Raw genomic sequence first — 12,866 nt, forward strand, 5'->3', positions numbered from 1 at the left:
GCCTCACGTCCTTCATGACGCCGGGCTCGCCGGCGCGGACCGGGTCGCGCGTCGCGCCCGGACGAACTCGATGATGTCCCGCACCTCGCCCACCATGGAGCGCAGCCCCGGGAGCCACTCCCGCGCGAGGACGAGCAACAGGAACGACACACCGCCCACGCCCCACCGCGCCCAATCCCCCTCGGGGACCAGCCTCAGCGCTATCAGCGCCGCCACCGCCAACAGGAGCCCCACCGAGACCAGCGGCTCCACCACCTGCCACATCAGCCCTCGCAGCCCAGGGTTCAGGTGCGACACCCGCCACGCCGTCACCCCGACCTCCAGCGCCGACACCATCAGGCCCACCGGTCCGATTCCCTCCAGCCCCCAGCGATGGATGGCCCAGGTGCCGAGCCCCCACTTCGCCACGCCCACGCCCACCACCACCGCGAAGCGCTCCCACGGCCGACCGCCCGCGTTCTGCGCCGTGGCCAACAGCCCCGTGAGCGTGATGAGCAGACACTCCAGCGTGAACCACTGCACCAGCGGCACCGCGGCAATCCAGCGCTGACCGAAGAACAGCGGCACCAGCACCGGCATCCCCAGCACCGCCACCGGCAACGTCAGCAACAGCGCCGCGGACAACCGCCGGAGCGACGTCTTCAGATACTCCGCGAACCCGCTCGGGTCATCCTGCATCCGGCAGTACGCGGGGAAGGCCACGCGGTTGAGGACCACGCTCAACATCATCGGCGTGGAGGCCAGCGCCCAGGCCCAGTTCACCAACCCCACCACGTCCTTGCCGAGCACCTGCCCCACCACCAGGGGCACCCAGCCCGCGACCAGCGCCGCCACCAACGGCGGGAGTTGGAAAGCCAGCCCGAAGCCCACCAGCCGCCTCAGCACCTCCCACCGGAACATCCCTCGCGGACGCCACGGGGACGCCCAAGCGATGCAGACGAGCCCCACCGCGCCTCGGATGAGCGAGCCCACCACCAAGGCCCAGGCCCCCATCCCCGCCGCCGCCAGGGCCAGGGTGCCGGCCACCTGCGCCACGTTCTCCACCAACTCCGCGCGCGCGATGAGCGGAAACGCGAGCTTCCGCTCCAGCGCCATCAACGGAATCACGCGCAGCGAGGACAGGAACAACCCCAGCGCCATGGCCCACACCATCGGCACGGCTTCCGCACCCAGCGCGTAGCCCTCGGTGAGCACCGGCGCCATCGCGCACACCGCGGCCACGATGACGGCGGTGAGGGCCTGGTGGCTCCAGAAGATGGTGAAGGTCTCATCCTGGGTGGGCTCGTGCGACTGACGCACCAGCGCGGCGCTCAGGCCCAGGTCGCCCAGGAACACGCCCAGCGAGCTCGCGTAGGCCACGATGCCGAACAGGCCGTAGTCCGCGGGGAACAGCAGCCGGGAGAGCACCAGGGCGCTGATGACCCGCAGCCCTTGCGAGGCCACGGTGCGCAGCACGAGGACAATCATGCCCTTCAGGGCACGGGCCTTGACCTCGCCGGTGTCCACCTGGGGTGCCGCGGTCGCATTCATCGCAAAGGGGGCTGTCTGCTTCCGGGCCGCGGGGAGAAGGCCGGCCCACGTGGACGGCGCCCACCCGCGCTCGAGGCTCGAATGAGGGTTCGATGGTAGCGAGGCCCCTCTCCCCTCACAAGCGACACGCGCGGGCCTGCACTTGTGTGCCGCGTGGGTCACCAGAGGACCAGGGCCCGCTCGGTCGCCAGGGTGCCGCACTCGTGGTTGCCACCCAGGAAGCCGCGAGGCTACGGTCCGCCCGCCATGTCACCGAGCCCATCCCTCTTCCAGTTCCTCAAGCGCGAGGTCCTCGTCGCCGAGCACGAGGTGTTCCACCGCACGCTGCGAGAGACGCTCGTGGGCACCTGCGACAGCGTGCTCGATATCGGCTGTGGTTCGGGTTCTCCCCTGAAGCACATCTCCCGCGAGTTCTCGCGCACCGTGGGCGTCGATGGCTACTCGGCGAGCATCGAGCGCAGCCGCGCCGCGGGCATCCATCAGGAGTACCACCAGCTGGACCTGCTCCAGGTGGGACAGCACTTCGCGCCCAAGAGCTTCGACGCGGTCGTCGCGCTGGACGTCATCGAGCACTTCGACAAGCCCGAGGGCTATCGACTGCTGGAGATGATGGAGTCGCTCGCGCGCAAGCGCGTCGTCATCTTCACACCCAACGGCTTCCTCCCGCAGGACGAGTGGGACAACAACGTGCACCAGGTGCACCGCTCGGGCTGGGAGGTCTATGACTTCGAGCTGCGCGGATACCGTGTCACCGGCATGAGCGGCTTGAAGCCCCTGCGCGGAGACTTCGCGCTGCCGCGCATCCGGCCCGCGCGACTGGGCAGCCGCCTGTCCATCCTCACCGAGCCGCTGGCGACGCGCGTCCCCCAGCTCGCCTTCCAGCTCTTCGCCGTCCGCGACATGGAGGCCTCCTGAGCCGTGGAGGCCCGCACGTGGCACCTGCTCACGGGTGAGTATCCGCCCCAGCCCGGCGGCGTCAGTGACTACACGGCCCTCGTCGCTCAAGGGCTCGCGCTCCGAGGTCAGCGGGTCCACGTCTGGGCTCCTGGTGATGCGGGCACGATCGACGAGCAGGGCGTCACGGTCCACCGCATCCCCGCGCTCTTCACGCCGCCGGGATTGGTTCGGTTGACGCGTGAGCTGGACCGGTGTCCCGGGCCTCGACGGTTGCTGCTCCAGTACGTGCCGCATGCCTTCGGGATGAAGGCGATGAACGTGCCGTTCTGCGCCTGGTTCTCCTCGCGGGTGCGGGACGAGCGGTGGGTGTTCTTCCACGAGATCGTCTACCCGTGGAGTCTCGGTTCGCCCGTGCGCCATCAGGTGCTCGCCGGCGTCACCCGCGTGATGGCGCGGCTGGTGGCTCGGGACACGGGACGTGTGTTCGTCTCCATTCCCACCTGGGCGGACCATCTGCCCTCCGGGCTTCGTGGACGCGCGGAATGGAGGCCGGTTCCCAGCACGCTGCCCACGGAGGTGCCCGAGGAGCTCGTGCGCGTGGTCCGCGAGGAACTGGGCGCGGGTCTCTGGTTGGGCCACTTCGGGACTTATGGGTCCGCGATTCGAGGGCCGCTCGAGACAGTGCTCGTGTCACTGCTGCGCGCGGACGAGCGGCGGCGGTTCCTGCTGTTGGGTCGAGGCAGTCGGAGCGTCGCGCGCGAGCTGGGTGAGCAGCATCCCGGACTTGCCACGCGAATCGTCGCACGCGAGGACCTCGCGCCCCTGGAGCTCGCGGCGCATCTGGCCGCGATGGAGGTGCTGATTCAGCCCTATCCGGATGGAGTCAGCACCCGACGCACGTCCACCATGGCGGGACTGGCGCTGGGCCGTGCGCTCGTCACGCAGACGGGGCACCTGACGGAGCCCCTCTGGCATGAGTCGCGCGCCGTCGCCCTCGCGGGAGACACGAGCCCGAGTGCGATGATTGAAGTTGCCGAGCGGCTCCTCGCTCAGCCGGAGGAACATGCGGCACTCGGTGAGCGCGCGGCCGGGCTGTATCGGGAGCGCTTCGCGCTGGAGCACACCGTGGAGACCCTCCTCTCCGATATCGGGAGTCGCTCGTGACAACGTCGCTCGAGCTCGCGGTGCTGATGGACCCTCGTGAGGAGGGTTGGCACAGCATGGACCTGGTGGGCGAAGCACTCCTGGAGGAACTCGCTGCACACCCTTCCGAGGTCTCCGCGCATGCGCTTCGTCCGCCCATTCCTTCCGTGGCGCGGCGGGTGCCAGGCGTGGGCGCGCGGAATGTCGCGTTCAATGTCGATCGGCTGCTGACCCGCTTCGGGCTCTACCCGGCCCGGGCGCTGCTCTCGCGGCCCTGGTTCGACGCCTTCCATGTCGTGGACCACAGCTATGCGCAGCTCGTCCACGCACTCCCGGCTTCGCGCACGGGTGTCTATTGTCACGACCTGGATGCGTTCCGCTCCATCGTGGAGCCACACCGTGAGCAGCGGCCCGCGTGGTTCCGACTCCTGGCGCGGGCACAACTCCGTGGGCTCGAGCGCGCTGCCATCGTCTTCCACAACTCACAGGCCGTTCGTGACGAGCTTCTCGCCCACGGACTCGTCGACCCCGCGCGCCTGGTCTGGGCTCCGCTCGGGACCTCGCCCGAGTACAGACCTGAGCCCGTCCCTGGCGACCAGAGCGAACAGGTGCTCGCGCCCCTCGGTGGACGGCCCTATCTGTTGCACGTCGGCAGCGCGATTCCGCGCAAGCGATTGGACGTCCTCTTCGAGGTGTTCGCCGCGCTGCGTGCACGGCATCCGGACCTGCGGCTCGTTCAGCAAGGTGGCGCACTGAATGCGTCGCAGCGAGAGCAGGTCGCGCGGCTGGGGCTCCGCGATGCGCTCGTGCAGCCGCCATTCCAGCCTCGCGCCACGCTCGCGGGCCTGTACCGACATGCCAAGGCCGTGCTCATCACGAGCGAAGCCGAGGGCTTCGGTCTGCCACTCATCGAGGCCCTCGCCTGCGGCGTCCCCGTGGTGGCGAGTGATTTGCCCGTGCTGCGCGAAGTGGGCGCGGAGACCTGCTCCTATTGCCCCATCGGAGACATCGCCGCGTGGACGGAGACCGTCGACGCGCTGCTCTCCGGCAAATTGTCGCCGCCCCCGCTCGAAGCCCGCCTCGCCCGCGCGGCGCGCTTCACGTGGACGGCTCACGGGCGAACCCTCCTCGACGCGTATCAACGCCTCCTGCGCTGAGCAGACACACCTCTCAGTACCAGCGCCACGAGGAAGCGGCGCATCGGCGCTTGCTCGACACATCTCCGCGCCGCCACGGAGGACATCAGCACCAACGTCACGGAGCCAGTGCCCGGCTCACAGCGTGACGTGGTGCTCGATGAACGCACCCGCGCGAATCTCCAGGGAGCCGCTGTACGTCGTCCCGGCATCCCGGCTCCGCACCTCCAGCCGATGGATGCCCTCGGGCAACTCGAGCACGTAGCGCTCCCCGTGGCTCTTCCCGTTCACGAGCACTTCCATCAGGGGCGGCCCGCTCACCCTGAGCACCACGGTGCCCGTCCCCGGCGCCTCACTCACCAGCACCGGAGTCGACTCACGGCGAACAGAGGCCGCTCGCGCCTGTGACAGGAACGCCCAGCCTCCGACCACCAGCACCAACGCCAGCGCGCCGCCCATCCACCACTTGCGCGAGCGCCGAGGACGCACCCTGCGGTGGTCCAACGCCGTCTGCTCCAGCAACATCGTGGGCGCTTCCACGTTCGTCCGCTGGTCCGAATCCGCTGGAGCGCGACGCTCTGGCACTCTCGCCCGTCGTTCCTTGCGCGCCACCTTCGCCTTGGGGGGCGCCTGCAACGGCGCCATGGCCAACCGCGTGGCCCCCTCCGAGAAGCCCGCGAGGATGCCCTTCAACTCCCGACGCACCGCCTCCGCTGACGCGGGCCGCGCCGCCGGCTCCTTCTCCAACAGCCGCGCCACCAACGCCGCCAGCGAGGCATTCACCTCCCGATAGCGCGACACGGGTGGCGGCGGCGTGCGGACATGCTGCAGCACGATGCCCATCGCCGACTCCCCTTCAAAAGGAAGCCGCTTCGTCAGCATCTCGAAGGCCATCACGCCCACCGCGTACAAGTCCGTCTGCGGGCTCACCTGCTGACCACAGGCCTGCTCCGGCGCGATGTACTCGGGCGTCCCCACCAACGCGTTGGCGTGCGTCTGCGGCGTGCTCCCGTACGGGGCCTCGCTGCGCTTGGCGATGCCGAAGTCGAGCACCTTCACCGACTCCGAGCCATCCCCCTCGCGCACCAGGAACACGTTGCCGGGCTTGAGGTCGCGGTGGATGACGCCCACGCCGTGCGCCGCGCCCAGCGCGCTCAGCAGCGCGTCGAGAATCCGGATGACCTCCACCTCGAGCATCGGCGCGCGCTGGAGGAGCACCTCGTCCAGCGGAGCACCCTCCAGGTACTCCATCACCAGGTACTGGCCCACGTCGGGGATGGTGCCGAAGCCGAAGATGTCGATGATGCCGCGATGCCGGATGGCCGCCGCCGAGCGCGCCTCCGTGGCCAGGTCCCTGGCGCGACCGCCGTCGACGTATTCCGGGCGGATCACCTTGACGGCCACCCTGCGGCCGATGACGGCGTGCTCGCCCTCGTAGACGATGCCCATGCCGCCGTGACCGATGCGGCGCTTGATGAGGTAGTCGCCCACCTTCGTGCCCACGAGCACGTCGCGCGTGACGGAGTCCTCCCACGTCATGTCGCCCGCAGGAGCCTTCGCCACCAGCGGCCTCACGAGCTCCGTGCGCGTCTCCCGGCCTCGCTTGAACGTGGCCTCATCCGTGTCGTCGCGCGATTCGGAGCGATACGCACCCGCGCCCGCGGCGACACCCGCACGAAAGACCTCGCGCGGACACACCGTCACTCCCGGCCTGTGGTTCGCACCACAGCGAGGACATTTACGCGCAGGACTCATCGTTGCTCGCATCATTGCCCGGCAAGCAGGCCGGAAGCCATCTCACCCGAAGGTCTCCCAACGTCTCGCAAAACGCTTTTCTGGATTCACTTCTCTGACTTGATTTCATTTCCAAGACATCGCTGCATCCCCTTGAGTCCTTGACGGACAGTGACCCAGGGGTGCGGTCACGCACGACTTCATGAACCCTGATTGACGCCCTCGAAGGGCTCTGCTTCGGTCCGCCGTGCGTGCGCCTCCTCTTCCTCAATCCTGTAGGTATTGTCGGCGGCGCCGAGCGCGCGTTGCTCGATTTGATGTCCTGCCTGCGCGAGTTGGATGCGGGACTGTCGCTCCACCTGTTCTCGGGGACAGAAGGACCGCTGCTGGAGCAGGCCCATCGACTGGGCGTGGACGCGCGCTGCCTGCCGCTCCCCGCGCGCCTGTCGAGCCTGGGGGACAGCGCCCTGCGGGGGCGAAACCTGGGCGATACGCTGCGCTTCGCGAGCAAGCTGCTCCCCGTGCCCGCCCTGCTCGCGAGCCACGGACACGTGCTTCGACGCGAAGTCGCGCGCCTGCGTCCGGACCTCATCCACTCCAACGGCATCAAGTCCCACCTGCTGAGTGCGTTCACCGCGGGACTGCCGCTCCGGCGCGTCTGGCACGTCCACGACTTCCTCGGCGAGCGTCCCCTGGTGCGACGCGCGATGGGCGCACTCGCGCCGCTGGCCTCGGCGGCCATCGCCAACTCGCGCGCCGTGGGAGACGACACCCGGGAGGTGCTCCCCAGGGTCCCCGTGCAGGTCGTCTACAACGGCGTGGACGTGAACCGCTTCGCGCCGGACACGGGCGACACCGCCGACCTGGACGCGCTGGCGGGCCTGCCTCCCGCCCCAGCGGGGACGTCGCGCGTGGGACTGGTGGCCACCTATGCGCGTTGGAAGGGACAAGACCTCTTCCTGGAGGCCGCCGAGGCGCTGACGCGCGTGGAGCCGTCGCTGCCCGTGCGCTTCTATGTCGTCGGCTCGCCGCTGTACCAGACCGCGGGCTCGCAGTTCTCCGAGGACGAGCTGCGTCGCCTCATCGAGCAGCGCAAGCTCACCGGACGCGTCGGGCTCGTGCCCTTCCAGCCCGACTCCGCGCCCGTCTACCGCGCGCTGGACGTCTTCGTGCACGCCAGCACGCGGCGCGAGCCCTTCGGTCTCACCATCGCGGAGGCCCTCGCCTGTGCCCGCCCCGCCATCGTCTCGCGCGTGAGCGGCGCGGCCGAGGCCCTCACCGATGGCGTGGACGCGCTCACGCTGGCGCCGAACGATGCCCATGCCCTGGCGGAGGCGCTGCGTCGACTGCTGACGGATGCGCCCCTGCGTGCCCGGTTGGGCACCGCGGCCCGGAGTACCGCCGTGGAGCGCTTCTCCCGCCAGCGCTACGCCCGCGAGATTCTCTCCGTGTACCGCGCGCTCCTGAGCGGACAGCCCCTCTCTCGCGCGGGTTGACCACCCCGAGGGGCTCTGGTTTCGTCCGCCGCTCCCTGGAGCTTCCGTGCAGCGGCCTCGCAGACTCGTCACCGTCTCGCACTCGTACGTCGTCACCCTCAACCGGCGCCTCGCCAACGAGATGGCCCGCGTGGGAGGCGGCGCGTGGGACGTCACCGCCGTGGCGCCGCGCTTCTTCCACGGTGACCTGCGCCCCATCCACCTCCAAGCAGACACCGACGAGCCCGCGAAGGTGGCGGGCGTACGAGCCTTCCTCAGCCGCTCACTCCACGCGTTCGTCTACGGCCCGGAGCTGCGCGAGCACCTGCGGCGCGGCGTGGACCTGGTCCATGCCTGGGAGGAGCCCTTCGTCCTGGCGGGGCTCGAGGTGGCGCTGCTCACCCCGCGCCGCGTGCCCCTCGTCTTCAGCACCTTCCAGAACCTCTCCAAGCGCTACCCACCGCCCTTCGCGCAGACGGAGCGCTTCGTCGTCGGGCGCAGCGCCGGCTGGGTCGCGGGCGGTCAGACGGTGAAGGACAACCTGCTCGGTCGACCGGGCTATGCCGCGCGCCCCTCCTGCATCATCCCCATGGGCGTGGACACGGAGCTGTTCCGGCCGGACCGCGCCTCGGGTGAGGCCGTGCGCCGCAAGCTCGGGTGGAGCGCGGACGGTCCTCCCGTCATCGGCTACCTGGGGCGCTTCGTCCCCGAGAAGGGTGTGTCGCTGCTGATGCGCGTGCTGGAGCAGCTCCGCACACCGTGGCGCGCGCTGCTGGCAGGGGGTGGCTCCATGGAGGCGGAGTTGCGCGCCTGGGCCGCGAGCCATGAGGACCGCGTCCGCATCCTCACCGGCGTGCCCCACGAAGGCGTGCCGCGCGTGCTCAACGCCATGGATGTGCTCTGCGGCCCGAGCCAGACGATGCCTCGGTGGAAGGAGCAGTTCGGCCGCATGCTCGCGGAGTCCTTCGCGTGCGGCGTGCCCGTGCTCGCGAGCACCTCCGGCGAAATCCCCCACACCGTGGGCGACGCGGGACGGCTGCTGCCGGAGGCGGATGACAGTGCGTGGGCTCGCGCGCTCTCGGACGTGCTGGAGAGCCCTGAGCTTCGACGCGAGCTGTCCTCACGTGGCCGCGAGTGGGCCGTGCGGCGCTTCTCGTGGCCCGTCGTCGCTCGCGCGCACCTGGACTTCTTCGAGGAGTTGCTCGAGCGGCGCTGACCGCTCAGCCCTCGCGCTCCATCACCTGGACGATGCCGGCGGCCATGTCGTCCCACGTCCACGCGCGGAGCCGCTCCGAGAAGGCCGCCACGTGGGGAGCCCAGGCCGCCTCGTGCTCGCGCCACGACTCCAGCGCGCGGACCAGGCCGTCCACGTCATCCGGGTCGTCCAGCAGCAGGCCCGCGAGCTCCGTTGGATAACGCTCGGCCACGCCCGCCGAGCGACTCACCAGCGCGGGCAGTCCCGAACACAGCGCTTCGTGGACGCCCAGCCCGTAGGCCTCGTACCGCGTCGGGGACACCAGCAGGTCCGCCGCGGACAACAGCTTGGGTACATCCCGTCGGAAGCCGAGGAACTCGATGCGCCGCTCCAGCCCTCGCGTGCGCGCCTCCTGCTCCCAGGCCTCGCGCTGCGCGCCCACGCCCACCACCTTCAGGTCCACGCCCCAGTCCCCGTGCGCGTGCAGCCGCGCCCACGCGTGGAACAGGGAGTCGAAGCCCTTGCGACGGTCTCCCAGCGCGCCCACGAAGAGCGCCACGCGCCGGTCCTCCGGCCAGCCCAGCTCCGCGCGCGCCGCGCGTCGGGCCTCGGGCGACACCGGATGGAAGCGCTCCGAGTCGTTGCCGTAATAGACGACGTGCACCCGCGCCTCGGGGACGCCCGTGGCCGCCACCAGGTCCGCGCGCGTCCGCTTCGAGTTCGCCAAGATGACGTTCGAGCGCCACAGCGCCTTGCGCTCCTCGCTCACGAAGCGCGCGTGCCCCACGCGGCCCTTCACCTGGCGCAGCACGCCGCCGACGTGCTCCGAGACATAGGCCCCGTGCACGTAGTGCACCCAGTTGGCGCCGGGCACGACGCAGTTGCCGCCGTTGGCGAGCACCCGGCCGCCCTCGGCGCGCGTGCGCAGCGCCCACGCCTTGCCCATCGCGGCCAGCAGCGGCTCCCCGAGCAGATAGGAGTTCGCGGGCTTGGGCACCTTCACGAAGCGCACGTTGGGGAAGCCGAGCAGCTCGTCCGCCATGCGGTGGGCCACCAGCCGCACGGGGCCGCCCTGCTTCGCCAGCCAGTGCGCGAGCGCCAGGTTGGCGCGGTCCATTCCACCCGTGGCGACGAAATCACCGGCGATGAGCGTGTAGGGTCTTCGCATGCGTCCAGGCGCCGAAGAGCGCCGCGTTGAGCAACCAGAACTCCATGCCCACCTGGCTCATGAAGAACGGATAGCTGAAGGTCAGGGCCAGCGCGCCCAGGTTGTAGGCGAAGATGACGCTTCCCCACAGCCAGAACTCATCGCCGGAGTCATGGCGTCGCCGAGCCATCTGGAGCACCCACGCCATGGTCGCCAGGAGCGCCAGGGGGTAGAGCACCACCGCCACGATGCCGCCGTCGTAGACCCACGCCGTCCACTGGATTTCGGCCCACAAGGGCGGCTGCGCCGGGTCGGAGTTGTCGCCGAAGTACGCGTTGGCCATGCCGTAGCGCCCCAGGCCCGCGCCCAGCGGATACTCCGGCAGGAAGTACTCGAAGGTGCCCTCGAGGAAGCGGCCCCGGTTGCTGTGGTAGACCTCCTCCGGCTTCGCCTCGAACAGGCTGTCCCAGCGCTTCTGCACCGCGTCGCCGCCCACGGCCACGGCCCAGCCGAAGGCGAAGACGCTGGCCATGCCCACCACCGCCATCAGCTTCGCCAGCCGCGCCACGCGGCCGGTGAGCACGAGCATGCCCGCCATCGCCGCCAGACAGACGCCCAGCGTCAGGGCAATGGCGCGCACCTGGCACAGGTAGAGACAGAGCAACCCCACCATGATGCCCACGACGCTCAGCGCGCGCGACAGGCCCTTGCGTGAGGACAAGAGGAAGCCGCTGCCGAGCAGCACCGCATAGAAGCCCCCCGTCGCCGCGCCGCCCGGCATGTCCGTCAGCCCCATGGGCCGGAAGACGCGCGCGCCGCTGGCGGTCTCGAACTCCAGGCTGCGCAGATAGGAGTCGCCCTGCGCCTGCACCGCGGCCGACATCGCCGGCTGGAAGCGGCCGGGGAAGTAGACCTGGAGCACGCCCACCGAGGCGCTGGCCGTGTTGAAGAGGAACAACAGCGTGAGGGTGAGCCGGAAGACGCGCGAGTCGATGGACAGCCGCGTCACCCAGAACAACGGCGCGATGATGGACAACTGGATGCCCAGTTGCACCACGCCGGCCATCGGGCTGACGGTGCCCGGGTGGAAGAAGTTGAGCGTGGTGATGGCCAGCGAGCCCACCACGAAGGGCACCGCCGGATGCCTCGCCCCGCGCCCGGGGACGAGCACCAGCAGCGCCAGGCTCAACCCGAACGCCAGGATGCGCACCAGCACGCGCAGAGGCGCGATGGCCTCCACCAGCAGCGCGAGTTGACACGCGACGAGCACGCCGATGAACAGCGGCACCAGCCGGCTCGAGGACAGGAGGCCCGTGCGAGGCGGCGCGGGCGGTGCCTCCTTCGACGACGGCGACGGCTGCCTCGGTGGCTGCGGCGTCGCCACCTCCAGCGGCGCGCCCGGCGCGCGGCGCACGTACCTGCGCCCGAGCACGCCAGGCCCCTGGAGCTGAGGCCGAGGGGACGGCCGTGGAGCGCTCACGCCTCGACTCCCGACACGGCCACGCGCAGGTCCTCGTCCAGGCCGCGCAAGAAGACCTCCGGCGCACAGAGCGCCGCCGCGCGAGCGGGCCCACCCGCGCCCAGCTTGCGCCGCGCCTCCGCGTCCACCACCAGTCGAAGGAGCGCGGAGGACAACGCGCCGGCCTCGGGCGCGACGAGCCGACCGCACGTCTCGTCCACGATTTCCAGCGGCCCACCCTGCGCCGTCGTCACCACGGGCAGCCCCGCCTGGAGCGCCTCCACGAAGGCCAGGCCGAAGGGCTCCGGCGACGTGTTGGGCTGACAGTGCACGTCCGCCGCGCGCATCAGTCGGGGCACGTCCGAGCGCTGCCCCAGGAAGCGCACCCGCCCGTCCAGGCCGAGCGCACGCGTCTGAGCGAGCAGCCCCTCCAGGTAGCGCGTCTCCTCCTCACGCTGCGCCCCGCCCGCCACCCACAATCGCCAGCCCCGCGCCTCGCGCAGGCGGCCCAGGGCCTCGAGCAGCAGCCGGTGTCCCTTCCACGCCTCCATCCGGCAGGCCTGGAGGATGACCACGTCCTCGTCGCTCGCGCCGAGCTCGGCCCGCAGCGCCGCGCGCTCCGAGGACGCTGGAACCCGCGCCGGCGCCTGCACCAACGGATGGCGCACCCGATGCGGAGCCCGGGGATACACGCTGCCGAGTGAGCGCGCGGAGTACGCGCTGTTGGCGAGCACCAGGTCCGGCGAGGTGACACCGGCCCAGCGCTCCACCCAGTGCGCACCCGTCAAGGCATCGTGCTGGTAGAAGACCAGCGGCACACCGACCGCGCGCGCCACGGGGCCGAACACGGCCTGCGGCCACGCCGCGTGGCAGACGACCACCGCGTATCCACCGGTCTTCAGCAACGCGCCCAGCGCCCTCCGAGCGCGCCACACCGTCCAGGGCCGCGCCACCCGCACGCTGCCCAACAGGTGGACCGCGGCGCCCGCCTCGCGCAGCTCCGTCGACAGCCGCCCCTCGAAGCACAGCGCGTACTCATGCGTCGTGCCCTCGGCGTGAAGCGAGGACGCTCGCGCCAGCGCGACGAGGAAGGACTCGATGCCTCCGTAGAGGTTGCCGCTGTAGACGTGCAGCGCGCGCATGCGGGCGT

General features: G+C 70.6%; 10 protein-coding genes. 5 read left to right on the forward strand and 5 right to left on the reverse strand.

Going from position 1 to position 12,866, the window contains the following annotated elements; genetic code table 11:
• Positions 1–12 precede the first annotated feature (12 nt).
• Positions 13–1,530 (reverse strand): oligosaccharide flippase family protein, encoded by a 1,518-nt coding sequence (locus tag LXT21_RS07230; RefSeq protein WP_254037343.1) that lies wholly within the window; start codon positions 1,528–1,530, stop codon positions 13–15.
• Between the two features lie 246 nt (positions 1,531–1,776).
• Here LXT21_RS07230 and LXT21_RS07235 point away from each other — a divergent pair, with 246 nt between their 5' ends.
• The 3 genes from LXT21_RS07235 to LXT21_RS07245 are packed head-to-tail and all read left to right on the forward strand — an operon-like array spanning position 1,777 to position 4,727.
• A complete protein-coding gene (locus LXT21_RS07235; RefSeq protein WP_254037344.1) occupies positions 1,777–2,445 on the forward strand; it encodes a class I SAM-dependent methyltransferase in 669 nt (222 codons plus the stop codon).
• A 3-nt stretch (positions 2,446–2,448) separates the two neighbouring features.
• Positions 2,449–3,591, forward strand: a complete 1,143-nt coding sequence (locus LXT21_RS07240; RefSeq protein ID WP_254037345.1) for a glycosyltransferase family protein — start codon at positions 2,449–2,451, stop codon at positions 3,589–3,591.
• A 26-nt stretch (positions 3,592–3,617) separates the two neighbouring features.
• A complete protein-coding gene (locus LXT21_RS07245; RefSeq protein WP_254037769.1) occupies positions 3,618–4,727 on the forward strand; it encodes a glycosyltransferase family 4 protein in 1,110 nt (369 codons plus the stop codon).
• A 117-nt stretch (positions 4,728–4,844) separates the two neighbouring features.
• On the opposite strand, the gene LXT21_RS07250 is transcribed toward LXT21_RS07245, so the two are convergent.
• Positions 4,845–6,410, reverse strand: a complete 1,566-nt coding sequence (locus LXT21_RS07250) for a serine/threonine-protein kinase (RefSeq protein ID WP_254037346.1) — start codon at positions 6,408–6,410, stop codon at positions 4,845–4,847.
• Positions 6,411–6,691: 281 nt separating this feature from the next.
• Here LXT21_RS07250 and LXT21_RS07255 point away from each other — a divergent pair, with 281 nt between their 5' ends.
• Complete coding sequence (locus tag LXT21_RS07255; protein ID WP_254037347.1) at positions 6,692–7,936, forward strand: glycosyltransferase family 4 protein; 1,245 nt, start codon at positions 6,692–6,694, stop codon at positions 7,934–7,936.
• A 46-nt stretch (positions 7,937–7,982) separates the two neighbouring features.
• A complete protein-coding gene (locus tag LXT21_RS07260) occupies positions 7,983–9,131 on the forward strand; it encodes a glycosyltransferase family 4 protein (RefSeq protein ID WP_254037348.1) in 1,149 nt (382 codons plus the stop codon).
• 4 nt (positions 9,132–9,135) lie between these two features.
• On the opposite strand, the gene LXT21_RS07265 is transcribed toward LXT21_RS07260, so the two are convergent.
• From LXT21_RS07265 to LXT21_RS07275, 3 genes are read right to left on the reverse strand one after another with little or no spacing between them, the layout of a single operon-like run.
• Positions 9,136–10,278: a glycosyltransferase family 4 protein gene (locus LXT21_RS07265; RefSeq protein WP_254037349.1), complete on the reverse strand. Its 1,143-nt coding sequence runs from the start codon at positions 10,276–10,278 to the stop codon at positions 9,136–9,138.
• Complete coding sequence (locus LXT21_RS07270) at positions 10,247–11,737, reverse strand: O-antigen ligase family protein (protein WP_254037350.1); 1,491 nt, start codon at positions 11,735–11,737, stop codon at positions 10,247–10,249. Before LXT21_RS07270 ends, LXT21_RS07265 begins: the two co-directional genes overlap by 32 nt.
• Entirely contained in the window at positions 11,734–12,858 is a 1,125-nt protein-coding gene (locus LXT21_RS07275) for a glycosyltransferase family 4 protein (RefSeq protein ID WP_254037351.1), read from the reverse strand. The genes LXT21_RS07270 and LXT21_RS07275 overlap by 4 nt, the downstream gene beginning before the upstream one ends.
• Positions 12,859–12,866: the final 8 nt, after the last annotated feature.

The organism is Myxococcus guangdongensis, from assembly GCF_024198255.1.
GTDB classification, from domain to species: Bacteria; Myxococcota; Myxococcia; order Myxococcales; family Myxococcaceae; genus Myxococcus; species Myxococcus guangdongensis.

Coding starts and splice junctions, on each gene's coding strand:
- LXT21_RS07235 (WP_254037344.1), top strand. CDS start 1,777: ATGTCACCGAGCCCATCCCTCTTCCAGTTCCTCAAGCGCGAGGTCCTC.
- LXT21_RS07265 (WP_254037349.1), bottom strand. CDS start 10,278: ATGCGAAGACCCTACACGCTCATCGCCGGTGATTTCGTCGCCACGGGT.
- LXT21_RS07245 (WP_254037769.1), top strand. CDS start 3,618: ATGGACCCTCGTGAGGAGGGTTGGCACAGCATGGACCTGGTGGGCGAA.
- LXT21_RS07230 (WP_254037343.1), bottom strand. CDS start 1,530: ATGAATGCGACCGCGGCACCCCAGGTGGACACCGGCGAGGTCAAGGCC.
- LXT21_RS07275 (WP_254037351.1), bottom strand. CDS start 12,858: ATGCGCGCGCTGCACGTCTACAGCGGCAACCTCTACGGAGGCATCGAG.